The 24,536-nt window shown below is 65.6% G+C and carries 21 protein-coding genes; 5 read left to right on the top strand and 16 right to left on the bottom strand.

Annotated elements, in window-relative coordinates; translation table 11 throughout:
- The first annotated feature begins 125 nt into the window (after positions 1-125).
- Positions 126-1,091, top strand: a complete 966-nt coding sequence (locus QCE63_RS05205) for a threo-3-hydroxy-L-aspartate ammonia-lyase (protein ID WP_309831179.1) — start codon at positions 126-128, stop codon at positions 1,089-1,091.
- An 8-nt stretch (positions 1,092-1,099) separates the two neighbouring features.
- Here QCE63_RS05205 and QCE63_RS05210 read toward each other — a convergent pair whose 3' ends face one another.
- From QCE63_RS05210 to QCE63_RS05220, 3 genes are read right to left on the bottom strand one after another with little or no spacing between them, the layout of a single operon-like run.
- Positions 1,100-1,768 (bottom strand): LysE family transporter, encoded by a 669-nt coding sequence (locus QCE63_RS05210; protein WP_309831181.1) that lies wholly within the window; start codon positions 1,766-1,768, stop codon positions 1,100-1,102.
- A gap of 2 nt (positions 1,769-1,770) precedes the next feature.
- Positions 1,771-2,775 carry an asparaginase gene (locus tag QCE63_RS05215; protein ID WP_309831183.1) on the bottom strand — a complete coding sequence of 335 codons (1,005 nt, stop codon included), beginning with the start codon at positions 2,773-2,775 and terminating at the stop codon, positions 1,771-1,773.
- A complete protein-coding gene (locus QCE63_RS05220; protein WP_309831185.1) occupies positions 2,772-4,367 on the bottom strand; it encodes a UbiD family decarboxylase in 1,596 nt (531 codons plus the stop codon). The genes QCE63_RS05215 and QCE63_RS05220 overlap by 4 nt, the downstream gene beginning before the upstream one ends.
- A 587-nt stretch (positions 4,368-4,954) precedes the next feature.
- Between QCE63_RS05220 and QCE63_RS05225 the strand changes: the two genes are divergently transcribed.
- A complete protein-coding gene (locus QCE63_RS05225) occupies positions 4,955-6,124 on the top strand; it encodes a transglycosylase SLT domain-containing protein (RefSeq protein WP_309831187.1) in 1,170 nt (389 codons plus the stop codon).
- A 75-nt stretch (positions 6,125-6,199) separates the two neighbouring features.
- On the opposite strand, the gene QCE63_RS05230 is transcribed toward QCE63_RS05225, so the two are convergent.
- Genes QCE63_RS05230 through ribBA form a run of 4 tightly spaced genes read right to left on the bottom strand, consistent with a single transcriptional unit; the run spans position 6,200 to position 9,549 of the window.
- Positions 6,200-7,393, bottom strand: coding sequence for a pyridoxal phosphate-dependent aminotransferase (locus QCE63_RS05230; RefSeq protein ID WP_309831189.1), 1,194 nt, complete (start codon positions 7,391-7,393; stop codon positions 6,200-6,202).
- A 3-nt stretch (positions 7,394-7,396) separates the two neighbouring features.
- Positions 7,397-7,834 (bottom strand): transcription antitermination factor NusB, encoded by a 438-nt coding sequence (nusB, locus tag QCE63_RS05235; protein ID WP_309831191.1) that lies wholly within the window; start codon positions 7,832-7,834, stop codon positions 7,397-7,399.
- Complete coding sequence (gene ribH / locus QCE63_RS05240) at positions 7,831-8,340, bottom strand: 6,7-dimethyl-8-ribityllumazine synthase (protein ID WP_309807635.1); 510 nt, start codon at positions 8,338-8,340, stop codon at positions 7,831-7,833. The genes nusB and ribH overlap by 4 nt, the downstream gene beginning before the upstream one ends.
- Before the next feature lie 45 nt (positions 8,341-8,385).
- Complete coding sequence (gene ribBA / locus QCE63_RS05245) at positions 8,386-9,549, bottom strand: bifunctional 3,4-dihydroxy-2-butanone-4-phosphate synthase/GTP cyclohydrolase II (protein ID WP_309831193.1); 1,164 nt, start codon at positions 9,547-9,549, stop codon at positions 8,386-8,388.
- A gap of 188 nt (positions 9,550-9,737) precedes the next feature.
- On the opposite strand from ribBA, the gene QCE63_RS05250 reads away from it, so the two are divergent.
- On the top strand, positions 9,738-10,241 hold the full coding sequence (locus QCE63_RS05250) for a hypothetical protein (RefSeq protein ID WP_309831195.1): 504 nt from the start codon (positions 9,738-9,740) through the stop codon (positions 10,239-10,241).
- Here the strand turns inward: QCE63_RS05250 and QCE63_RS05255 are convergent.
- The 4 genes from QCE63_RS05255 to QCE63_RS05270 all read right to left on the bottom strand — a co-directional run bounded on the left by QCE63_RS05255 (position 10,165) and on the right by QCE63_RS05270 (position 13,957).
- Complete coding sequence (locus QCE63_RS05255; protein WP_309831197.1) at positions 10,165-10,776, bottom strand: riboflavin synthase; 612 nt, start codon at positions 10,774-10,776, stop codon at positions 10,165-10,167. The two genes, QCE63_RS05250 and QCE63_RS05255, sit on opposite strands and share 77 nt — an antisense overlap.
- A gap of 57 nt (positions 10,777-10,833) precedes the next feature.
- A complete protein-coding gene (ribD, locus tag QCE63_RS05260; RefSeq protein WP_309831199.1) occupies positions 10,834-11,946 on the bottom strand; it encodes a bifunctional diaminohydroxyphosphoribosylaminopyrimidine deaminase/5-amino-6-(5-phosphoribosylamino)uracil reductase RibD in 1,113 nt (370 codons plus the stop codon).
- 18 nt (positions 11,947-11,964) lie between these two features.
- Positions 11,965-13,248: a glutamate-1-semialdehyde 2,1-aminomutase gene (hemL, locus tag QCE63_RS05265; RefSeq protein WP_309831201.1), complete on the bottom strand. Its 1,284-nt coding sequence runs from the start codon at positions 13,246-13,248 to the stop codon at positions 11,965-11,967.
- Between the two features lie 166 nt (positions 13,249-13,414).
- Positions 13,415-13,957 (bottom strand): hypothetical protein, encoded by a 543-nt coding sequence (locus tag QCE63_RS05270; RefSeq protein ID WP_309831203.1) that lies wholly within the window; start codon positions 13,955-13,957, stop codon positions 13,415-13,417.
- A 149-nt stretch (positions 13,958-14,106) separates the two neighbouring features.
- Between QCE63_RS05270 and QCE63_RS05275 the strand changes: the two genes are divergently transcribed.
- The gene (locus QCE63_RS05275) at positions 14,107-15,318 is read left to right on the top strand and encodes a Bcr/CflA family multidrug efflux MFS transporter (RefSeq protein WP_309831205.1); all 1,212 of its coding nucleotides are present in this window, start codon (positions 14,107-14,109) and stop codon (positions 15,316-15,318) included.
- 14 nt (positions 15,319-15,332) lie between these two features.
- On the opposite strand, the gene QCE63_RS05280 is transcribed toward QCE63_RS05275, so the two are convergent.
- The 5 genes from QCE63_RS05280 to QCE63_RS05300 form a co-directional block, all read right to left on the bottom strand.
- Positions 15,333-17,444: a prolyl oligopeptidase family serine peptidase gene (locus QCE63_RS05280; RefSeq protein ID WP_309831207.1), complete on the bottom strand. Its 2,112-nt coding sequence runs from the start codon at positions 17,442-17,444 to the stop codon at positions 15,333-15,335.
- 515 nt (positions 17,445-17,959) lie between these two features.
- Positions 17,960-19,078: a sn-glycerol-3-phosphate ABC transporter ATP-binding protein UgpC gene (locus QCE63_RS05285; RefSeq protein ID WP_309831209.1), complete on the bottom strand. Its 1,119-nt coding sequence runs from the start codon at positions 19,076-19,078 to the stop codon at positions 17,960-17,962.
- Positions 19,079-19,128: 50 nt separating this feature from the next.
- Positions 19,129-19,986, bottom strand: a complete 858-nt coding sequence (locus tag QCE63_RS05290; protein WP_061166786.1) for a carbohydrate ABC transporter permease — start codon at positions 19,984-19,986, stop codon at positions 19,129-19,131.
- Positions 19,976-20,914, bottom strand: coding sequence for a sugar ABC transporter permease (locus QCE63_RS05295; RefSeq protein WP_309831214.1), 939 nt, complete (start codon positions 20,912-20,914; stop codon positions 19,976-19,978). Before QCE63_RS05295 ends, QCE63_RS05290 begins: the two co-directional genes overlap by 11 nt.
- A gap of 195 nt (positions 20,915-21,109) precedes the next feature.
- On the bottom strand, positions 21,110-22,363 hold the full coding sequence (locus tag QCE63_RS05300) for an ABC transporter substrate-binding protein (protein WP_309831216.1): 1,254 nt from the start codon (positions 22,361-22,363) through the stop codon (positions 21,110-21,112).
- 641 nt (positions 22,364-23,004) lie between these two features.
- Between QCE63_RS05300 and zwf the strand changes: the two genes are divergently transcribed.
- Positions 23,005-24,465 carry a glucose-6-phosphate dehydrogenase gene (zwf, locus tag QCE63_RS05305; RefSeq protein WP_309831218.1) on the top strand — a complete coding sequence of 487 codons (1,461 nt, stop codon included), beginning with the start codon at positions 23,005-23,007 and terminating at the stop codon, positions 24,463-24,465.
- Positions 24,466-24,536: the final 71 nt, after the last annotated feature.

Below are 24,536 nucleotides of genomic sequence, written 5' to 3' on the forward strand. Positions count from 1 at the left end.
AGCCGAACATCAGCCTGAACTAAAGGCGATGCGTTCCAAAGCGCATCGCCTTTGTTGTTTTGGCAGCCGGGCAGGGCGGCATAAACTAAGACAATGCCGTTTCCTCCCTGCACAGGTTGCCGCCGATGATCTTCCTTCCCGCACCCACCTACGATGACGTCGCTGATGCCGCCCGGCGTCTCGAAGGCTTCGCCCATCGCACGCCGGTCCTGACGTCGCGTACCGCTGACGAGCTCGCCGGCGCCTCGCTCTTCTTCAAGTGCGAAAACTTCCAGCGCATGGGCGCGTTCAAGTTCCGCGGCGCATGGAACGCGCTGTCGCACTTCGACGCCCGCCAGCGCGCGGCCGGCGTCATCACTTACTCATCGGGCAATCATGCGCAGGCCATTGCGCTGTCGGCGAAGCTTGCGAGCATGCGCGCGACCATCGTCATGCCGGAGGACGCGCCGGCCGCGAAAATGGAAGCCACGCGCGGCTATGGGGGCGAGGTCATTACCTACGACCGCTATACGCAAAATCGCGAGGAGATCGGTCGGCAACTCGCCGACGAGCGCGGCATGACGCTCATTCCGCCCTATGACCATCCGCACGTGATCGCGGGCCAGGGCACGGCGGCGAAGGAGTTGATCGAGGAAACCGGGCCGCTCGACTATCTGTTCGTGTGCCTCGGGGGCGGCGGGCTGATTGGCGGATGCGCGCTCGCGGCGGCCGCGCTCGCGCCGGACTGCAAGGTGATCGGCGTCGAGCCGGAAGCAGGCAACGATGCGCAACAGTCGCTCGCGCGCGGCGAGATCGTGCATATCGACGTGCCCCGCACCCTCGCCGATGGCGCCGCGGCTACGCATGTCGGCGCTTATAACTTTCCCATCATCCGCGAACACGTGGAGCGCATCGTGACGGTGAGCGATGCGCAATTGATCGAGACGCTGCGCTTCTTCGCCCAGCGCATGAAGATGGTCGTCGAGCCGACAGGTTGCCTCGCGGCGGCGGCGGTCCTGCAGAAGATCGTGCCGGTCGAGGGCAAGCGCGTGGGCGTGATCGTGTCCGGCGGCAACGTCGATCTCGCGAAGCTCTCGCAGTACCTTGCCTGAAGGCAGGATCAGCTGGCCGCGTGCACGATCAGGTCGCGATATCCATTGACGATCACGCTGTACGCGAAATATGCAAACAGCACCGCCGACATCACATGACAGGCGCGCAGCAGCCGCGTGCCGGCGCGTTTGCGGCCGTGGCTGGCCAGCGTGCAGATGAAGAGCGTCCAGGCAAGGCCGCCGCAGAAGAAGCCGGTCAGGAACAGGGACGCGCTGACGGCGCTGGTCGCGCCCGCCTTGGCAATGAGCGCGCCGCCGACGGCCGCGAACCACAGGATCGCACTGGGCGACGACACCGCCAGCAGGCAGCCGCGCACGAAGCTCTTCCAGTGCCGGGGACGCGGCACGGCGAGATCCGCCTCGCCTTCGACGGGCGGCGCGGACGCCGGATCGAGCGCCTCGCGCGCCATCTTCCAGGTGAGGAACAGCAGCACGATGGCGCCGCCGATCCACACGACCCAGCGCACCGCGGGAAACTGCAGTAGCGCCGTCATTCCGAGCAGCGCGAGCGCCGCATAGAACAGATCGCCGAAACAGGTGCCGAGGCCGAGCACGAGTCCCGGCCTGAAGCCGTGCGACAAGGCCAGCGAGATGATCGCGACGTTGGCGATGCCGATATCGAGGCACAGCGACAGCGACAGAAAAAATCCGTCCGACAGCAACGACCACGCATGCATGTTCAAGCCTGATGGGAATGCAGCGTGAAGCGCACGTCGAGCTGGCCGGTCGGCACGCCCATGGTGTTGCGCACGACCGGTTGACGGAAGGCGGCGAGGGCGTCGCGCTGCTGCTGCGTGCCGATGCCGAGCTGATCGAGCACGTGCACGACGACCGCGTTCAGCACCGCCGTATTGCCGTCCTCGACCTTGATCGCGATGCCGAGCGTGCCGTGCTCGCGCCGCACGCCGATCGCATAGCACGCATCCGCGCCGGTCTTGCCGACGAGCGCGCCGTCGAAGGCCTGCATCAGCAGCGTGCAGAAACGCCCTTCGCCCGCGACGAGTTCGGGATGCGCCGTCATCGCCCGGTGGATGCGTGCGAGCGGCGTGTCTTGCGGGGCGTCGGCGATCTGCATGAATAGCCGCGCGAGATGCGTGAGCGGGAAGGCGGGCGTCGGCAGGTTGCAGCCGTCGATGGCCCATTGGACTTCATCGTCGTGCAAGCCGGCGGCGCGCGCCATCGTGCGTCTCACGTGAGCCTGCAGCGGGTGGCCGGGCAGATGATAGTCGGCGAGCGCGAGGCCCATCGCACGGGCGCCCGCGAGCATGCCAGCGTGCTTGCCGGAGCAGTTGCTGCACACGGCGGTCGGCGTGAAGCCGCGTTTGATCCAGTCGCGCTGCACGGCGTCCGAGATCGGCGGATGGCCGCCGCAACGCAAGTCGCTCTCGCTCGCCTGCGCTTTCGCGAGCATCGCGCGCACGCGTTCGATGTGGCGCGGCTCGCCGCTGTGCGAGGCGCACATCAGCGCCAGATCTTCTTCCGTGAAGCCGAAGCGTTCGAGCGCGCCGGTCTCGATGACCGCCAGCGCCTGCGCCGGCTTTGCCGCTGAGCGCGGCAACGTGACGCGCTGCGGATCGCCGAACGAATGCATGAGCCGGCCCTGCGCATCGACGACGGCAACGTGTGCCGCATGCGTGTTTTCGACGATGTCGCCCCGATAGAGCGTCGCTGCACGCGCGCTCATGCGTCGAGCCCGAGTTCGGCCCACAATCCGTCGACGCGACGTTTCACCGCCTCGTCCATCACGATGGGACGGCCCCATTCGCGGTTCGTCTCGCCGGCCCACTTGTTGGTGGCGTCAAGGCCCATCTTCGAGCCGAGGCCTGCCACCGGCGAAGCGAAATCGAGGTAGTCGATCGGCGTGCTGTCGACCATGACGGTGTCGCGCGTGGGATCGACGCGCGTCGTGATCGCCCAGATCACTTCCTTCCAGTCGCGCACGTTGACGTCCTCGTCCACCACGACGATGAACTTCGTATACATGAACTGGCGCAGGAAGCTCCACACGCCGAACATCACGCGCTTGGCGTGTCCCGGATAGCTCTTCTTCATCTGCACGATCGCCATGCGATAGCTGCAGCCCTCGGGCGGCAGATAGAAGTCGGTGATCTCGGTGAACTGCTTCTGCAACAGCGGGACGAAGACTTCGTTCAGTGCGACACCGAGCACGGCCGGTTCGTCGGGCGGCTTGCCGGTGTAGGTCGAGTGGAAGAGGGCGTCGCGCCGCATCGTGATCTTCTCGACGGTGAAGACCGGAAACCACTCCTGTTCGTTGTAGTAGCCGGTGTGATCGCCATACGGGCCTTCGAGCGCGTGCTCGTAGCGCGCGGCGGCGCCCGTCGAGGGACGCGGCGGCGCGCCCGCGGGCGCGGCTGCGAGATTGCCGTCTTGCGGATGGATGAATCCTTCGAGCACGATCTCCGCGCGCGCCGGCACCTGCAATGTGTCGACGCCCGGCGTCAGGCACTTCGCCAGTTCGGTGCGCGAGCCGCGCAACAGGCCCGCGAACTGATATTCGGACAACGAATCCGGCACCGGCGTGACCGCGCCAAGGATGGTCGCCGGGTCCGCGCCGAGCACGACGGCGACCGGATACGGCTTGCCCGGGTTCGCCAGTGCGAACTCGCGGAAATCGAGCGCGCCGCCGCGATGCGCGAGCCAGCGCATGATGAGCTTGTTGCGCCCGAGCAGTTGCTGCCGGTAGATGCCGAGATTCTGCCGTGGCTTGTTCGGCCCGCGCGTGACCGTGAGACCCCAGGTGAGCAGCGGTCCGGCGTCGCCGGGCCAGCAGGTCTGGATCGGCAGGCGGTAAAGGTCCACGTCCTGGCCTTCCCACACGACTTCCTGGCAGGGCGGCGCGCTGACCGATTTCGGCGCCATGTCCCATACCGCCTTGGCGAGCGACAGCAGCTTGCCGGCGTCCTTCAAGCCCTTCGGCGGCTCGGGTTCCTTCAACGCCGACAACAACCGGCCGACGTCGCGCAGCGAACCCAGCGCGGCGACGTCGCCGCCGAGGCTCGTATCCGCGCTGCCGGGCGCGTCCGTTTCGATGCCCATGCCCAGCGCGACCCGCCGCGTGGTGCCGAACAGATTGGCCAGCACGGGCATGGTGTGGCCGGTGGGCGCTTCGAACAGCAGCGCCGGGCCGCCTGCGCGCAGCACGCGGTCCGAGATTTCGGTGATTTCGAGAACGGGGGAGACTGACTGCCGGATGCGGCGCAATTCACCGAGCGCTTCGAGGCGGGCGGTGAAGTCGCGCAAGTCTTTGTATTTCATCGATGCTCGCAGGTGAACTCGGGACGCCCGCGGGGCAGGTCTGCACAGGGCGGGACGGCTGCGCGCCAGACGATTGTCGATTTTACCTGTGCTCGCGTCCGTGCGTTGGGGGACATTCAGCGAAAAGCCGTGTCGGCGGAAGCAAAAACGTGCCTTTCGGGCACTGAACACTGTTCAATATAACTGTAAGTAATTGAAACGGAAGTCTATAGCATTGACGGATCATTAAACCCTGCTAGAATCGCTTGGCATCCAAAGCAGGTTTTGAAACTTTTTACCGTTGCCTCAGGTCTTTACAGGCGCACATGCGTCGCCTGCGCCGAACCTGCCCGGCGACTCATGGGTGTTGGTTGTCACTGCCGGCGTTTCTCACGCCGGTTTTTCGCGTCGAAGGTCATCTGCGCACTCAGGGCATGCAGTACGTGCCGCGCAATCCGGTGCTCATGCCGGACCGGCCTTCCAGACGGCGCATGCCGTATCCCCGATGCCGCTTACGCTTGCCAAGAGCGAGCGGTGTCTGATTTGTGCTTTTGATATGGGCTTTATTCATATTCATCTGCGCTAATCATGCAACATTGGGAGCATCGATGAACGCTTGGTTATCGTGGGGTTCCGACACTCGCGCCGCGCAACTGGTGCGCATAGCGCTACGTCGTGGGCGCCGTTTGAGTCACCATCTCTTCAGCCTGGTCGGCGGCGTTGCCGTGATCACGGCATTGTCGCTGTGGTTGCTGCCTTCGTGGCGCACCACGCTTGCCGCAAGGGTCATGCCTTTCGTGTCCGCCGCCGTTCAGGCCGGTCCGGCCCGTCTGCTCGCGGGGCAGCCGCTGCCGCCGTTCTCGGCGGTGCATCGGCCGTCGAACGACGCGATGCTGCCGGTGAACCTGGCTGCGAACAACGCCAGCGCCGCCAACACGCCCGCCGCGGACAGCAAGGCGCCCGGCGCGGTCACGCCGTCGCTCGGCGCTGCCGCCGGCGACGACGACAGCACCCGCCAGCTGACCGGCGGCATCAGTCTCGCCGTGTCGCCGAACGGTCTCGACCCGCGTACCATGCCGTCCGTCGGCATGCTGGCGAGCCTGATCCCGGCACAACGCGTCGTCGCCGATGCGCGCGACGACCGCGTACTCGTTTCCACGCGCGAGCAGAAGCTCGTCGCGAACTTCATCGCGCGGCGCTACCGTGTGGCCGAAGAGCCGGTCAGCGAACTCGTGCGCGCAGCCTTCGACACCGGTCGCGAAGTCGGCCTCGACCCGCTGCTGCTGCTCTCCGTGATGGCGATCGAATCGGGCTTCAATCCCTATGCCGAAAGCGGCGTGGGCGCGCAAGGGCTGATGCAGGTGATGTCGAAAGTTCATTCGGACAAGTTCCAATACTTCGGCGGCTCGCACGCGGCGCTCGATCCGCTTGCGAACATCAAGGTCGGCGCGCTCGTGCTGAAAGACTGCATTGCGCGCGGCGGTTCGGTGGCGGGCGGTCTGCGCTTCTACGTGGGCTCGACGACGCAGGACGACGGCGGCTACGGCGCCAAGGTGCTGGCCGAGCGTTCGCGTCTGCGCGACGTCGCACGCGGCCGCAACGTGCCGATCAACGCCCCGCAGGCGCCGGTTCAGGCCGCGCCCAAGCAGCAGGTGCTGGCGTCCGCCTCGCCTGAAAAACGCGTTCACGTGACGATCGATACGCCGAAGAAGCAGGGCGCGCAGGATGACGGCGACACGGAAACGAAGCACGTTGCTTCGGCGGAATTCGGCGCTTGATGATTGCTTGAAGCGTCTGATCAAAGAAAATGGGCACCCGAGGGTGCCCATTTTCATTTGGACAGGTTGACGCGTTCAGCGGCTGAACAAGGACCCCAGCCGCGCCACCGCCTCTTCGAGCTTTGCGTAAGCGGTCGCATACGACAGACGCAGATAGCGCTGCGGCGCATGAAACCCGAAGTCCGTGCCCGGCACGAGCACCACGCCCGCGTCATGCAGCATCGCGTGCGTGAGCGCGTCGCTGTTACCGGCGGCGGGATGGTGCACCGTGGCGGTATCGGCGTAGACGTAGAACGCGCCGTCGGGCACCACCGGCACGCCGAAACCGAGTGAGCGCAGCGCCGGCACGATATAGTCGCGCCGCCGCTTGAATTCGCCCCGGCGCGCCTCGTAGATCGCGAGCGTCTCGGGCTCGAAGCAGGCGAGCGCCGCATGTTGCGCGAGCGCCGACGCACAGATGAACAGATTCTGCGACAGTTTTTCGAGCGCGCCGACCATCGCATGCGGCACGACGAGCCAGCCGAGCCGCCAGCCGGTCATGTTGAAATACTTCGAGAAGCTGTTAACCGTGACGACGTCGTCGCCGAAGGAGAGAGCGGACACGGGTTTCGCGTCGTAGCTCAGCCCCTGGTAGATCTCGTCGACGATGGTGAAGCCGCCGCGCGCACGCACCGCGCCAATGATCCGCCGCAGTTCGTCCGGCTCGATCGACGTGCCCGTCGGGTTCGACGGCGACGCCAGCAGCACGCCGCGCGTCTTGTCGGTCCAGTATTCCTCGACATGTCCGGCCGTCAGCTGGAAGCGTTCCACCGGACCGCTCGGAATCAGGACGGGCTTGCCGTCCGCGGCCGACACGAAGTGCCGGTTGCACGGATAGCAGGGGTCGGGCATCAGGACTTCGTCACCGTGATCGACCAGCGCCATGCACGCGAGCAGCAGCGCCGCCGATGCGCCCGCCGTCACGACGATGCGCGCCGGGTCTATATCCAGGCCGAAGGCATCGCGGTAATGCTGCGCAATGGCCTCGCGCAGCGCATGGATGCCGAGCGCGTTGGTGTACTGCGTGACGCCGCGCGTAAGGGCTTCGGCGGCGGCGCGGGTGACAGGCTCGGGCGCGGTGAAATCCGGTTCGCCGATGCTCATGTGGATGATGTCGCGGCCGGCGCGTTCGAGCACCTGGGCCTGCTTCATCAACTCCATCACGTAGAACGGCTCGATGGCGCCGACCCGCGACGCCAGCCTCACCAGCGGCTCCGCTGCGTGGTTCATCGACTACGCTCCGCGCCCGCGCGCCTGCGCCTCGGTGGGACGCAGGGCGACGGCGAGCTTGTCGAGCACACCGTTGACGTACTTGTAACCGTCCGAGCCGCCGAAGGTCTTCGTCAGTTCCACTGCTTCATTGATGACGACGCGATACGGCACGTCGATGTGATGCTTGAACTCGAAGGCCGCGACCAGCAGCACCGCGCGTTCGACCGGCGACAACTGGTCGATCGGCCGGTCCAGACACGGCTGCAACTGCTCGGACAACGCGTCCGCTTCCTTGATCACGCCGTGCAGGATGGCGTCCAGGTGTTCCTGGTCGGCCTTGTCGAAACCCTGCGTGGAACGCAGCTGCGCGTCGATTTCACCGGCGGGCGCACCGGACAGCAGCCATTGGTAAAGCCCTTGCGTCGCGAGCTCACGCGAACGGCGTCGTGCGCTCTTCATGCGCGGTCCTCGTCTTCTTCGTCTTCGTCTTCTTCATCGCCGCCGAGCTGCTCGAGCGCGACGGACAGATTCGCCATTTCAACCGCGACGCGCGCGGCGTCGCGGCCTTTCTCGGTCATGCGCGCGACGGCTTGCTCGTCGTTCTCGGTCGTGAGCACGGCGTTCGCCACCGGAATGCCGAAGTCGAGCGCGATGCGCGAAATGCCCGCGCCGTTTTCGTTCGACACGAGTTCGAAGTGATAGGTCTCGCCGCGCACGACACAGCCGACCGCGATCAGCGCGTCGAACTGCCCGGACTCGGCCAGCTTTTGCAGCGCGAGCGGAATTTCCAGCGCGCCAGGGACGGTGACGAGCAACACGTCTTCACCGATCACGCCGAGACGTTCCAGTTCCTCGATGCATGCGTCGGCGAGGCCGTTGCACACCGGTTCGTTGAAACGCGACTGCACGATGCCGATGCGCAGGCCGTCGCCGTCGAGGTTCGGCTGATATTGTCCGATTTCCATGAATTGAATCCGTTGGTTCTGTTGGAGAGGGGCGCCTGAGAGGCGTCAGGCCGAGCGCAGCTGGGCGACGGGCGGCTCGACGGGCGCGGCCGTCGCGGGGCAGCCGGGCATCGGGATGAAGCCCGTGACCTCGAGCCCGTAGCCCGACATGCTGCCGAGCTTGCGCGGATTCGAGAGCACCTGCATCTTGCCGACGCCGATGTCGCGCAGGATCTGCGCGCCGATGCCATAGGTCTTGAAGTCGATCGGCCGGCGCTGGAGCTCCTTCGCCTTGTGCTGCTGGTCGAACGCCTCGAACACGGCCACGAGATGTTCCTTCGTGTCGCCGCAATTGAGCATGACGATGGCGCCGAGGTCGCGCGCGGCGATTTCCTTCATCGCGGCGTCGATGGTCCACGAGTGCATGGAGGCATCGATTTCGAGCAGGTCGAGCACCGAAAGCGGTTCGTGCACGCGCACCGGCGTTTCCTGCTCGGGACGCGGCATGCCGCGCACCAGCGCGATGTGCGGCGAATGCGAGGGTTCGTCGCGATACAGGATGGCGCGGAACGGGCCGTGCGCGGTCTGCATGGTGCGTTCGGAAACTTTCTCGATGATCGATTCGGTGCGGCTGCGATAGTGGATCAGGTCGGCAATCGAGCCGATCTTGATGCCGTGCTGCTCGCCGAACTCGATGAGGTCCGGCAGACGGGCCATTTCGCCGTCGTCCTTGATGACTTCGCAGATCACGGCGGCGGGCGTGAGGCCCGCGAGCGCGGTGAGGTCGCAGCCGGCTTCGGTGTGGCCGGCGCGGACCAGCACGCCGCCGGGCTGCGCCATGATCGGGAAGACGTGGCCGGGCTGAACGATGTGGTCGGCCCGTGCGTCCGGCGCGACCGCCGCCTGGATGGTCCGGGCGCGGTCCGAGGCCGAAATGCCGGTCGTGACGCCCTCGGCGGCCTCGATGCTGACCGTGAACGCGGTGCCGTACTGCGTGCCGTTGCGCTGCGTCATCAAGGGCAGATTGAGCTGCTGGCAGCGCTCCTGGGTGAGCGTCAGGCAGATCAGGCCGCGGCCGAATTTCGCCATGAAGTTGATGGCTTCGGGGGTGACGAATTCGGCGGCGAGGATCAGATCGCCTTCATTCTCGCGATCTTCTTCGTCGACGAGGATCACCATCCGGCCGGCTTTCAGTTCAGCGATGATCTCAGGAGTGGAGGCGAGCGACATGATGACGTCCCGTAAGGGTCCGGTTCGGGGAAAGGGCGTATTTTACGCCACGGCCGCCGCGCGGGCGGCGAAATCCACGGGACGGCGGACGGGAAATTTCCTAGGCCATTCGGACGAATGGTGCGTGCGCGCCGGGCGTGAGAGACTGGCTGGACCTCAACTCTCACGGCGTGACAACCATGATCAGCATGAAGCACAGGAACGGATCACAGGCGCTGACCGCCACGGATCCGGCACTTTCTCCGGATCGCGCGGCGGTGCGCATCACGGACTATTTCGAGGCGCGGCTGCTGGAAATCGAGCGGCAGTGGATCGAGGCGGGCAATGCGGAGGCGTTCGACCTTCTGATCGAACGCCTGGACACTGAAGTACTGCCTCGGCTCAAGAGCGCGCCGCGCATGGGGCGCGACGTTTCCGGACAGATTCCGGAGCAATTCGAAGCGGCGCTCTGCGTGGGTTATCTCGTCGAGCTGCTGGAGCGGGCGCGAGCGGCGGGCGGCGAGCTGTATGTGCACGAGTTCGGCGACGCGCCGTCCGGAGAATACGCGCTGCTCTATCTGCTGGCGCAGGACACGCTGTATCTGGTGTCGATCCGGGAGACCGGATCCGGCGGCCTCACGACGCGCTCATCATCCGTTCCACATAACGCGCAATCAGATCGATCTCCAGATTTACCCGGGTGCCCGCCTTGAGCGCGCTCAGCGTCGTGACTTCGACGGTATGCGGAATAAGGTTGATCGAGAACTCGCTGCCATCGGGGCGGTCGGTGACGGCGTTGACGGTGAGGCTCACGCCGTTCACCGTGACCGAACCCTTGTAGGCGAGATACTTGCCGATGTCCTTCGGCGCGACGATGCGCAGTTCGTGCGACTCGCCCACCGGCTCGAACTTCGAAACGACGCCCAGGCCGTCCACGTGTCCTGAAACGAGATGGCCGCCCAGGCGGTCGTGCGCGCGCAGCGCTTTTTCCAGGTTCACGCCGGCGCCGGCCTCGCCCAGGCCGACCGTCTTGTTCAGGCTTTCGCGTGAGACATCGACATCGAAAGACTCGGGCGTCTTCTGGATCACCGTCATGCAGGCGCCCTGAATGGCAATGCTGTCGCCGAGTTCGACGTCGCTCAGGTCGAGCCCGCCGGCCGCGATCGTCAGGCGAACGCCCGCGTCCTGCGCCCCAAGCGGCGTGACTTTTTCGATGCGGCCGATCGCCGCGACAATTCCTGTGAACATCTGGAGCGTTCCTTTGAATCAGAAAACGGAATCAAAAACCGGGAGACCGGGGTGCCGTCAGCTTGCCACGTTGGCATCGGCGAAGCGCGCCAGAATGCGCAGATCGTCGCCCAGACGGTCGATGCGATGAAATTTCAGATGCGGGCGTGCGTCGAGCGTGTCGGGCGGCGCGAAGTCGAACATGCCGGGCGCGCTGCCGAGCAGGCTCGGCGCGAGATAAACCAGCAATTCGTCGACGCAGCCTTCGCGCAGCAGCGAGCCGTTCAGCTTGTGGCCCGCTTCCACGTGCAGTTCGTTGATGCCGCGATCGGCGAGGGCCGTGAGCATGGCGGGGAGATCCACCTTGCCCTGCTCGTTCGATACCTCGAGCAGCTCCGCGCCCTTGTCGCGCAGCGCGGCGGCACGCGCGGGATCGGCATCGGCGGCATGGAAGATCCACGGCGGCGCGCCATCGAGAATGCGGGCTTCGGGCGGCACGTCAAGACGGCTGTCGATCAGCACGCGCTGCGGCTGGCGCAGCGTATCCACCGCGCGCACCGTCAGTTGCGGGTCGTCTTCGCGCACCGTGCCGATGCCGGTGAGGATCGCGCAGGCGCGGGCGCGCCACGCGTGGCCGTCGGCGCGCGCGTCCTCGCCGGTGATCCACTGGCTGGCGCCGGACGGCAGCGCGGTGCGGCCGTCGAGCGTGGCCGCGACCTTCATGCGCACCCATGGCCGGCGTCGCGTCATGCGCGACACGAAGCCGATGTTCAGCTCATACGCTTCGTTGGCGAGCAGCCCGCAGCGCACGTCGACGCCCGCATCGCGCAACATGGTCAGACCGCGCCCGGACACGGCCGGATTCGGATCTTCCATCGCGGCGATCACTTTTTCGACGCGCGCGTCGATCAGCGCGTGCGCGCACGGCGGCGTGCGCCCGAAATGACTGCATGGTTCGAGCGTCACATAGGCCGTGGCGCTGCGCGGATCCTTGCCGCGCGAGCGCGCGTCCTTCAGCGCGCGAACCTCGGCGTGATCCTGACCGGCCGGCTGCGTAAAACCCATGCCGATCACTTCGCCGTTCTTGACGAGCACGCAGCCCACCCGTGGGTTCGGCGTCGTCGTGTACATGCCTTTCGAGGCGAGCGCGAGCGCGCGCTCCATGTGCGTGAAATCGGTTTGCGAGAACATTGGCGCGGCCCGGCGGCGTCAGGCCGCAAGCGACGCGAATGCGCCGCGCGCCGCGTCGAGCGTCGCGCCGATCACGGCGTCGTCGTGCGCGCTCGACACGAAGCCCGCTTCGAATGCCGACGGCGCGAAGTACACGTCCGCGTCGAGCATGGCGTGGAAGAAGGCGTTGAAGCGCAGCGTGTCGCCTTGCTGGATCTGCGCGAAACTCGCCGGCACCTGGTCGGAGAAATACAGGCCGAACATGCCGCCGATCGAGTCGGCGCAGAACGGAATCCGGGCCTCGCGCGCGGCGGCCGTCAGGCCGTCCACGAGCTTGCGGGTCTGCTTCGCCAGGTCGTCGTAGAAGCCAGGGCGCTGGATCAGGCGCAAGGTCGCGAGACCGGCGGCCACCGCAATCGGATTGCCGGAGAGCGTGCCCGCCTGATAGACGCCGCCCAGCGGCGCCAGATGGGCCATGATGTCGCGCCGCCCGCCGAAGGCCGCCGCCGGCATGCCGCCGCCGATCACCTTGCCGAGACACGTGAGGTCGGGCTGAATGCCGTAGACCTCTTGCGCGCCGCCGAGCGCCACGCGGAAGCCGCACATCACTTCGTCGAAGATCAGCACCGCACCGTATTCGGTGCAGCGCTCGCGCAGCGCGTTCAGGAACTCAGGGGTCGCGCGCACGAGATTCATGTTGCCGGCCACCGGCTCGACGATCACCGAGGCCACTTCCGCGCCGAAGGCCTTGAACGCCTCGTTGAGCTGCTCGACGTTGTTGTATTCGAGCACCGTGGTGTGCTTCGCGATGTCGGCCGGCACGCCCGCCGAAGTCGGATTGCCAAACGTGAGCAGGCCGGAACCGGCCTTGACGAGCAGGCTGTCGGCGTGGCCGTGATAGCAGCCCTCGAACTTGATGATGCGGCTGCGGCCCGTGAAACCGCGCGCCAGACGCAGCGCGCTCATGGTGGCTTCCGTGCCCGACGACACCATGCGCACTTGTTCGATCGACGGCACGAGCTTGCAGATTTCCTCGGCAATTTCGATCTCGGCTTCGGTCGGCGCGCCGAACGAGAAACCCTGCGCCAGCACGCGCTGCACGGCGTCGAGCACGTCCGGGTGAACATGGCCGAGGATCATGGGGCCCCACGAGCCGATGTAGTCGATATAGCGCTTGCCGTCCGCATCCCAGAAGTACGGCCCTTGTGCGCGCTCGATGAAACGCGGCGTGCCGCCTACCGAGCGGAACGCCCGCACCGGCGAGTTCACGCCGCCCGGAATGGTTCGCTGTGCGCGTTCGAAGAGTGCTTGATTCTTGGACATGGATGAAAGCCTGCGCTGAAGGTGAATGCGGGAGCCGCGCCGGACCGGCCGCGCGCCGGGCGGGCGCTGGCCCGCGGAACGCGCGATCCGACGCGAAAAAGCGGTGCTGAAATTGTACCGGAGTCGTTGCGACCGGGCCGGGTCGGGGCCGGGCCGTTGACCGGCGTCAAGCGGGCTTGCGGGCCGTGCGTGCGCGCGTCCGGCGCGCGGTGGGCGCGGTGGGTGCGGGGTCCGGTGCCGACATGTGCGGCGGCGGCATGGAAGGCCGCGAGCGCCGCCCGGTGCGCTCGGTCCAGCGCTTTTCCAGCGCGCCTTCGGCCATTGGCTTGATGAGCGTGCCGGACATCTGCGCGTCCCAGGTCTGCACCGAGAAGGGATGGGCCCGCAGTTCGTCGCGCGTGACGACCACCTGTTCGTGTGCATCGACGAGCCAGTCATAAACGAAGTCGATGCACAGCCGGTAGCCCCGCTTGCTGTTGGCGTCCGGCACTTCGTAGGGCGCGCGCGTCACATAGCCCGACGCGAACACGCCCTTCGGCTCTTGCGCTACCCGGTGCACGAACACGCGGTCGCCCGGCAGCAGACCGCGCGCGGTGCCGCAGCCCCAGACATCGGTGACGGCGTCCCCCGCGGCCACCCGGCGCGCCAAATCGGGCAGTTCGGGCCACGGCCACTTTTTCGGGCTCCAGATCAGCAGGAAGGCGGTCATCGGGGCGGCGCGGTGTGTAAAGGAGGGAGCGTCGAGCTTAGCGCATGGCGCGGTTCAGGGTCGGATCATGGGAAAGCGTCGCGTACAATGACCTTCTCTTACGCGGCCGAAAGCCGCACCGCCTCCACCTTTCCCGTCCTGCGAACTTCATGTCCGACACCTCCCGGCGCCGGCCCGACGGCCGTTTGATTCTGCTGCTTGGCGCGCTCGCCGCTTGCGGCCCGCTGTCGATCGACATGTATCTGCCGAGCCTGCCCGCGCTGGCGGCGTCCTTCGGCACGAGCCCGGCCGCCGCGCAAAGCACGCTGACGAGTTTCATGTTCGGCTTTTCGTTCGGCATGCTGCTGTATGGCCCGATGTCGGACGCCTACGGCCGCCGGCCTGTCCTGCTCGGCGGGATTGCGCTGTATGCGCTGGCGAGCATTGCGTGTGCGGCGGCGTTTTCCATCGATGCCCTCGTGCTCGTGCGCTTCCTGCAAGCGCTGGGCGCGGGCGCGGCCTCGGTGCTGGCGCGCGCCATCGCCCGCGACGCGCACGCCCCGGCCGACGCCGCCCGCGTGCTGTCGATGCTGTCCATCGTCACGTCGATGGGTCCGCTGCTCGCGCCGCTGATCGGCGGGCAGTTGATCCTGCTGGGCGGCTGGCGCGTCGTATTCATCGCGCTGACGCTGTTCGGGCTGACCTGCGCCGTGACCGCCTTCCTGCGCGTGCCGGAAACCTGGCCGAAGGAGAAGCGCGCGAGCGCGGCGCTGACCAAGTCGTTTGCCGCCTACCGGCACCTGCTCACCGATCCGGTCACCTGGGGCCACATGATCTGCGGCGGCATGGCCTTCGCGTCGATGTTCGCGTACATCACGGCCACGCCGTTCGTCTACATCGACTACTTCCATGTGAAGCCGCAGTTCTACGGCTTCCTGTTCGGGCTCAACATCGTGGGCATCATCGCGGGCAATGTGCTCAACACGACATGGGTCGGCCGGGTGGGCGCCATGAAGATGATCTCGGCGGCGTCGTTCGTGAGCGTCGCCGCGGCGCTCGCGGTGGCGCTCGTGTCGCTGACGGGGTGGGGCGGGCTGTGGTCGATTGTCGTGTGCCTGTTCTTCGTGGTCGGCGTGGTCGGACTGCTCTCGGCCAATTGCACGACCGAACTGATGCATCGCTATCCGCACAATGCAGGCGCGGCCGCCGCCGTGTTCGGCGCGATGCAGCTCGCGCTCGGCGCGTTGTCGAGTCTTGCGGTGGGACTCTTTCACGATGTCTCGCCGCACGGCATGGGCATCGTGATCGGCGTGAGCGGAGTGCTGACCTTCGCCGGGCGCACGCTGGTGCTGCGTTCGCACGCGGCGCCGGTGAAGGTCTGAGGCGCGGGCTCAACTCAACTCAGCAGACCCACTTTCGCCGCGACGAACGTGAACGCGGCGGCTTCCGTCCGCGCCACGGCTTCGAATTCCACGCCCGCGCCGTGGCCGCCTTCACCGGTTTCCGCGTACCACACGTCCGGATGACCTTGCGCCTGCATCTTCGCCACCATCTTGCGGCCGTGAGCGGGATGCACGCGGTCATCCACGGTCGATGACGTGAACAGCGCCGGCGGATAGGCCGTCTCCGCCCGCACGTTCTGATACGGCGAATAGGTCATCAGGACACGCAGGTCGTCGGGGTTGTCGGGATCGCCGTATTCGTCGATCCACGATGCGCCTTGCAGCAACTGATGGAAGCGCGCCATGTCGAGCAGCGGCACTTCCGACAGCACCGCGCCGAACAGCTCCGGCCGCTGCACCATGCAAGCGCCCACGAGCAGGCCGCCATTGCTGCCGCCGCGGATGGCAAGTTGCTTGCTCGACGTGACGCCCGAATCGATGAGCGCCTGCGCGACCGCGATGAAATCGTCGAAGGCGATCTGCCGTTTCTCGCGCAAGGCCGCCTGATGCCATGCCGGTCCGAATTCTCCGCCGCCGCGAATGTTCGCCATCGCGTACAGTCCGCCGCGTTCGAGCCACGCAATGGCGGTCGTCGCGTCGTAGGCCGGTTCCAGCGCCACTTCGAAGCCGCCATAGCCGTATAGCAGGCAGGGACGCGCAGCCGTGTTCGTCTCGACGTCACGTCCGATCAGCCAGTACGGAATGCGCTCTCCGTCCGGCGCGATGGCGTGACGGCGCACGGCGGACATGCCGCCGGCGTCGAATTGGGCGGGCAGGCGGGCGAGCAGTTGCCACGGCGCATCGCTGGCGAGATCCGCGTAATGCAGCGACGGCGGCACCAGAAAATGTTCGACGTCGATGAGCACGGTGTCGTCGCGTTCGCCGTCGATGGCGGACACATAGGCGTGGCTTGCCTCCGGCAGCTCGAATGCACGCGTCTGCCATGCTTGCGTGTCGTCCTCGGGCGGGCGCCGCAGGGTGACGCGCGGCACGCCGTCATCCATTTCCGAGATGATCAGCCACTGTTTCGTGAAGTCGATGTCGGCCAGCACCCGACGCTCGGACGGCGTGTATAGCACGGTGAACTGCCGCGAGCCTGCGAGGAAGGCGTCGCGGCGGATGACGGTGAGCGTGCCGGGCGCATGGCGGCGGCCGCCCGCGTTCCAGAACTTGCGCGGCGTGACGAAGAGCCAGCCGTGCCAATGCTCGATGTCCGCGTGCGCGGGCAGCTCGTACTGGCGCCACTCGCCGGAGGCTTCGTCCAGCCAGTAGTTCACCGTGTCGAAGAAGCTGGTGGCGCGCGATGCATGATGCAGCTTGTCGATCGGGTCGTAGTCCACGCCCGCCGATATGTCACGCCGTTCGCCTTCGAAGACGACGGGCGCCGCGGCGAGCGGCGTGCCGCGCGACCAGCGCCGCGCCTGACGTGGAAACCCCGACGTGGTGAGCTCGGGGCGCGGGTTCGTCCGGCTGTCGTCCCAGCCGACATAGACCGTATCGCGATCGATCCACGAGATGTCGTGCTTGCCGACTTCGGGCAGGCAGAAGCCGTCCGCGACGAAACGCTTCGTCTCGATATCGAATTCACGCACCACGCACGCGTCCGAGCCGCCGGGCGACAGGCTCACCAGCGCGCGGTCATAAGTGGGGTAGAGCAGGTCGAATCCGGCGAGCGTCCAGCGCGTGTCGGCGTCCTCGCGCGTATTGAGGTCGAGGGCGTCGACATCGAGCACGGTTTCCCATTCGGGCGTGCCGGCGAGCCACGCGCTCCACGGCGTGCGCCGCGTGATGCCGAGCGGATGCGCGTCGTCTTGCCAGGTGCTGTAGCCCCAGTCGTCGTAGCGCGAGCACACGACGATGCGGTCCTGCGATGTATAGATGGCTTCCAGCCGCGCGGCGAGCGCATGCGCATCGGGCGTGGCGCCGAAGGCAGCCTCCGTGCGGCGGTTCTGGGCGTCGACCCAGGCTTGCGCGCGTGGATCGTCGAGGGCTTCGAGGCCAATGAAGGGATCGGCGCCTTCGGACGCCGGCCAGGCGAGTTCGGGATGCGAGGAGAGAAAGGGCATGCGGGGTGCGAAGGTTCGGGTGACGAAAGAGGGATTGTGCCAGCCAGCCGCATCCGGCCAGCCGTGCCTCGACGAAGCGGGCGGAGGGAATCGCCTCTCTCTCACGTTCTGCAACGCGGAGAAGGTGGCGTCCCGGCGGCGCCGCTTTGCCGTGCACATGCCAACGCGAGAGGCCCCGGGCGGCCGGCGCCCATGATCGCGTCGTCACATCGCGCGACTGCCAGCCGTTCGGCCAGTTGCTCATGCTCATGTCTTTCGCGCGAAGTTGATTTCTGAGAGCGGGGAGAGGTTCCATGAGTCATTCCCGACTCCAGATCCTGCTCGCCCGCACCCGTGGCGCCGACCTTCGGAAGCTTCAACCCGTTGAGGATGGAAAGCCATCCGAATATCCTGAGAATTGTTTCCGAATCGGCCTCTGCGCCGGCATCCCACTAGCAACAGCGGTTCAATCCGGGCATCACCAAAAAAGACGCCACGGCGAACCGTGGCGTCCAGACTGCTTGCGCGCGCGGGCTTCAGGCCAGCCGCTCCTCCGTCTGCGGATCGAACAGCACGGCCTTCGAGACATCGAACAGCAGCGTCATGTTCGACAGCGGTTGCGGATTCGACGCCGGATGCACGCGCGACACGATGCGCTTGCCATTCACCTGGGCGAACACCAGCGTGTCCGGCCCGGTCGGTTCGATCACGTCGACGCGCACGTCCACCGGTTGCAAGCTGGTATCCGAGACATCGTGCGCGCTGCGCGAATCGGTGATGCGCTCCGGACGCAAGCCAAGAATCACGTCCTGCATGACCTTGCCGCGCAGACGGCCCGCATCGAAGGGCAGATTCAGCACCTTCTGCGCGACGCCGGTATCCACCTGCAAGCCGACGCCCGCGCCCGCTTCCACCAACTTGCCGGTGATGAAGTTCATCGGCGGCGCGCCGATGAACCCCGCCACGAACAAATTGGACGGCGAATCATAGATCTCCTGCGGCGCGCCGAACTGCTGCACGACGCCGTCCTTCATCACGGCGATGCGATCGCCCAGCGTCATCGCCTCGATCTGGTCGTGCGTCACGTACACGATCGTCGTGCCGAGACGTTGATGCAGCAGCTTGATCTCCGAACGCATTTCGATGCGCAGCTTCGCATCGAGGTTGGAGAGCGGTTCGTCGAACAGGAACATGACGGGGTCGCGGGCCAGCGCGCGGCCCATCGCGACGCGCTGACGCTGGCCGCCCGACAGCTGGCCCGGCTTGCGGTCCAGCAGATGGCCGATCTGCAGCGTCTCCGACACGCGGTCGACGATCTTCTTCTGTTCGTCCTTCGGCACCTTGCGGATGTTCAGGCCGAACGAGATGTTGTCGCGCACGCTCATCGACGGATAGAGCGCGTAGGACTGGAACACCATCGCGATGTCGCGGTCTTTCGGCGAGAGGTCGTTGACCGTTTTGCCGTCGATCAAGATGTCGCCCTTGGTGACCGTTTCGAGCCCGGCGATCATGTTCAGCAAAGTCGATTTGCCGCAGCCCGAGCCGCCCACGAGAATCAGGAACTGACCGTCCTCGATGTCGATGTTGACGCCCTTGAGAACCGGCACCCCGTTCGGGTAGGTCTTGTACACGTCACGGATGGAAAGGCTTGCCATGTGAATCCTCTATGTAGTCTCTTCAACAGGGAATCGCGCGACCGCGGCGATCAACCCTTCACCGCGCCGGCCGTCAGCCCGCGCACGAAATAACGTCCGGCAATCATGTAGACCAGGATGGTCGGCAGTGCGGCGATGATCGCGCCCGCCATGTCGACGTTGTATTCCTTCACGCCCGTCGACGTGTTCACCAGGTTGTTCAGCGCCACCGTGATCGGCATCGAATCCACGCCGGAGAACACGATCCCGAACAGGAAGTCATTCCAGATCTGCGTGAACTGCCAGATCAGGCACACCATGAAGATCGGCAGCGACACCGGCAGCAGGATCTTCGTGAAGATCGTGAAGAAGCCCGCGCCGTCGATGCGCGCCGCCTTCACCAGCTCGGCCGGAATGCTCACGTAGAAGTTGCGGAAGAACATCGTCGTGAACGCGATGCCATAGATCACGTGAACCAGCACCAGGCCCGTGGTCGTGTTCGACAGGCCGAGGAAGCCTTGCAGGCGCGCCATCGGCAGGAGAATGGCCTGGAACGGGATGAAGCAGCCGACCAGCAGCATCGTGAAGAGGCCATCCGCGCCGCGAAAGCGCCAGTGCGTGAGCACATAGCCGTTGAACGCGCCGACGAAGGACGAGATCAGCACCGCCGGAATCACCATGCGCACCGAGTTCATGAAGAACGGCTGCATGCCGTCGCAGCGCACGCCGGTACAGGCTTCCTGCCATGCCTTGACCCACGGCGCGAAGGTGAAGTGCGTCGGCGGCGTCAGCAGGTTGCCCGTGCGCAACTGGTCGAGATCCTTGAAGGAGGTCGACAGCATCACGTAGATCGGGAACAGGAAATAGAGCGCGAAGAGAATCAGCACCGCATAGATGACGGCGCGGCTCAGGGTCATCTTAGGCTGCATTGCGGGTGCTCCTCGATTCGAGATACATGAGCGGCACGAGCACCGCGACGACCGTGGCCAGCATCATCATCGACGACGCCGCGCCGACGCCGAGCTGCCCCCGGTTGAAGGAGAACGTGTACATGAAGATGGCCGGCAGCGAGGAGGAGGTGCCCGGACCGCCCGCCGTCAGCGCGACCACCAGGTCGAAGGTCTTGATCGTGATGTGGCAGAGGATCAGCAGCACCGAGAAGAACACCGGGCGCATGCTCGGAATCACGATCTTGCGGTAGATGGTGGGCAGCGTCGCGCCGTCCACTTGCGCGGCCTTGAAGATTTCGGCGTCGACCCCGCGCAGTCCGGCGAGGAACAGGGCCATCACGAAGCCGGTGGATTGCCACACCGCCGCGATCACGACGCAGAAGATGGCCTTGTCCGGATCGCCCAGCCAGTTGAACGAGAAGCTCGTCCAGCCCCAGTCGTGGAACACCTTTTCGAGGCCCAGGCCCGGGTTCAGGATCCACTGCCACGCGGTGCCGGTCACGATGAACGAGAGCGCCATCGGATAGAGAAAGATCGCGCGCAGCGCGCCTTCGTTGCGGATCTTCTGGTCGAGCAGGATGGCGAGGAACAGCCCGAGGATCACGCAAATGCCGATGAACGGAATGCCGAACCAGCCGAGATTGGCGGCGGAGGTCCACCAGACGTCGTTGGCGAAGAGCTGCTTGTAGCGGGCGAAGCCTGCGAAGTCGTAACGCGGCATCAGCCGCGACTCGGACAGCGAAAGATAACCCGTGATGCCGATGAAGCCGTACACGAACACGAGTGCGATCGCGACGCTGGGCGCGAGCACCAGCTTCGGGATCCAGCGGTCGGCGAGCGCCGACGTGGGCGGCGCGCGACGCGGCGGGTTTTGCGGTTTCTTGTCCGCGGTAAGGGAGGCAGTCACGACTCGACTCCTGGAAAATGCGCCGACGCTCGGTGCGTTCTGTCGCACTTTTCTTATGGCGCCTGATGGCGGAATGGCTGTGCTTCGGCGGAAGCAAACGGCGCTGCTTGCAGCTGGCGTGATGCAGGTGATGCAGATGCTTGTTGGTGGAAGCGGCGCGCTCACTCGGGCGCGCCGCTTCTGAGTGCAGCCGACTTACTTCGTCTTGGCGGCGTTCGCGAGCGCGGCCACCGCGCTCTTCGAATCCTGCGACGAATTCATGAACTTCGTCACGACGTCCGTCATGGCGCCGGCGACGGCGTCGCCTTGAGCCATGCCGTGCGCGAGCGACGGAACATAGCCGCCCGATTTGATCGCCGTCTGTTCATCAGCGTAGGACTTCTTCGCGCAGTCGTCGAATTTAGCCATCGACACGCCGAGACGGACCGGGATCGAGCCCTTGTTCAGGCTGAACTGCTCCTGGAATTCCGGCGTCATGATGGTCTTCGCGAGCGCGAGCTGGCCCGGCGTGGCGGCCTTCTGGTCCTTCTGCTGGAAGAACACGAAGGAATCGACGTTGAAGGTGTAGGCCTTCTCCGTGCCCGGCACCGGCGCGCAGATGTAGTCCGTGCCCGCCTTCTTGTTCGCGCCGGCGAACTCACCCTTCGCCCAGTCGCCCATGAACTGCATGCCCGCCTTGCCCTGGATGACCATGGCCGTGGCCAGGTTCCAGTCTCGGCCGGTGCGGCCGCTGTCGAAATAGCCCTGGATCTTGCGGACCGTGTCGAACACCTGAATCATCTGCGGCGACGTCAGCGTCTTCTGGTCGAGGTCGACGATCGCCTTCTTGTAGAAGTCCGCGCCCTGCGAGAGCACCACGTCTTCCCACAGCGTCAGATCCTGCCACGGCTGGCCGCCCATCGCGATCGGCATAATGCCCGCGGCCTTCATCTTGTCCGCGACCTGGAAGAACTCGTTCCAGTTGGTCGGCACCTTGCCGCCAGCCTTGTCGAGCGCCGCCTTGTTGATGTACAGCCAGTTCACGCGGTGCACCGAGAAAGGCGCGGCGACGTAATGGCCGTCGGCGTGGATGATCTTGTCGATTTCCGGCGGCAGGTTCTTCTTCCAGTCACCCGCGACGGAGTCGATCGGCACGAGCACGCCTTGCTCGGCCCATTCCTGGATCAGCGGCCCCTTGATCTGCGCGGCCGAAGGCGCATTGCCCGAGATCACCTGGGTCTTCAGCGCGGTCATCGCCGCAGCGCCCGCGCCGCCCGCCACCGCGAAGTCCTTCCACTGATAGCCCTGCTTGGTCATGTCGTCCTTGAGCACGCCGACCGCCTTCGATTCGCCGCCGGACGTCCACCAGTGCAGCACCGAAACCGCCTCGGCAGCCTGGACCGCCGACGCCGTCGCACCGCACAGAAGACCTGCGGCGCACAGTGCGCCCATGAGCTTACGGACTTTCATTGTTTATCTCCTCGACACCTGAACAAGAAACGATTGGCTCCCGAAGCCGCCAGAAGCATTGTTGGAAAAACAGTGGTCAAAAAACGGCACAACGTGGGCGGCCGGGAATCGGCGGTGTCGGCGGGATGCGGCAGGCGCGAGGCGCATGGAACGCCGCGTGCGTGCAGGGCCGGCAACCGATAGCGGCCGCACGGCTCTCAAGAGATGAGTGGGTGGAATTGCAACTGCTGTCTCCTCTTTTGATTTTTGCCGGCCTGTGCGCGCGGAGTTGCGGGGCGCGCCGGGCACGGCGGCGAGGCCGGACGCACTGGGAGCTGAAAGGCACGCCTTGCGTGAAAAGCAAGGGTTCCGGGGCTCCGATAACATGCGCTCGGAAGGTCGGCGGAGAAACTGCGCGCTGCAGGACGACTCTCTTTGACAGTGCGATTTTCCCTGCGATGACATTTCCTCTTGATTTGAATTGTAGTTAAACTACAATTCAGTGTCAAAAAAAATTTTATCGGACTACGGCCGGTTTAGAGGAGTTCTTCAGCGCCTGCTTCGGAATAGTGCTGAAATTGTCCCGTAATGAGCATGAAAGTTCGATAACACAGCGCCACCGATTTCGATTCACCCAGCGTCAGGAACCCACGTTCAGACCCATGCAAAGCGATTCGAACTTCATCTTTGTCCTCTTCGGCGGCACCGGCGACCTCTCCATGCGCAAGATTCTTCCTGCGCTGTTCGAGGCCCATCGCGCGGGCATGCTCAACCCGGCGGGCCGGATCGTCTGCGTCGCGCGCGAGTCGCTGGACCAGGCCGCGTATCGCGCATGGGTTGAAGAGCACGTGAAGCCGCATGTGTCGAAGAGCGGCGTGGACGAGCCCGCGTGGCGCAGCTTCCTCGAACGCTTCCAGTACGTCGGCATCGATCTCGGGCGCGCCGAAGACTTCGTTACGTTACGTGACGCGCTCGCGCAGTACGACGGAACGCGCGTCTTCTATCTGGCAACCGGCCCGTCGCTGTTCGTGCCCATCTGCCGCGCGCTGGCGGATGTCGGCCTGAACCAGAACGCGCGCATCGTGCTGGAGAAGCCGCTCGGCTACGACCTGAAGTCGTCGAACGCCATCAATGACGCCGTCGGCGAGATCTTTCAGGAAGAGCAGATCTACCGGATCGATCACTATCTCGGCAAGGAGCCGGTGCAGAACCTGCTTGCGCTGCGCTTCTCCAACGTGCTGTTCGAGCCGCTGTGGCGGCGCGAGTGGGTCGAGAGCATCCAGATCACGATCGCGGAAGAACTCGGCGTGGAAGCGCGCGGCGACTTCTACGACAATACGGGCGCGCTGCGCGACATGGTGCAGAACCACTTGCTGCAACTGCTCTCCATCGTGACCATGGAGCCGCCGCATTCCATCGATTCCGACTCCGTGCGCGACGAGAAACTGCGCGTGCTGCGCGCGCTGAAGCCGGTGGACGAACGCGACATCAGCCGGGTCGCGGTGCGCGGTCAATATCATGCGGGCGTGATCCGCGGCGCGGCGGTGCCGGCCTATGCCACCGAAAAAGGCGTGCGTCCCGACAGCAACACCGAAACCTTCGTCGCGCTGAAGGTGGAGATCGAGAACTGGCGCTGGGCGGGCGTGCCGTTCTTCCTGCGCACGGGCAAGCGGCTGGCGGACCGGGTCGCGGAGATCGTCGTGAACTTCCGCGCCGTGCCGCATTCGGCGCTGGGCGCGAATGCGTCGCGCGTGGGCGTGAACCGGCTCGTGATCCGTTTGCAGCCGAACGAATCCATTCGCCTGTACTGCCTTGCGAAGCAGCCCGGCGAAGGCATGAATCTGGCAAGCGTCCATCTCGACCTCGCGTTCGACCAGTTCTTCAAGGAAGGACAGATGGAGGCGTATCAGCGCCTGCTGCTCGACGTGATCAACGGCCGGCTCGCGTTGTTCGTGCGGCGCGACGAGCAGGAAGCAGCGTGGCGCTGGGTCGAGCCGATTTTGAACGCGTGGGCGTCGTCGGCCAACAAGCCGAAGCCGTATGCATCGGGCACGTGGGGGCCGGCGGCATCGAGCGCGATGCTCGCGCAGCACGGCACCTGCTGGCTCGAGGAAGAGAACTGAAGACGTCATGCCGACGCCGCCCGTCAGAGGCGCGCGGCGACAACAGACCGCTTCGCCCATCGTTGCGATGG

It is taken from the genome of Caballeronia sp. LZ065, from assembly GCF_031450975.1.
Lineage (GTDB): Bacteria > Pseudomonadota > Gammaproteobacteria > Burkholderiales > Burkholderiaceae > Caballeronia.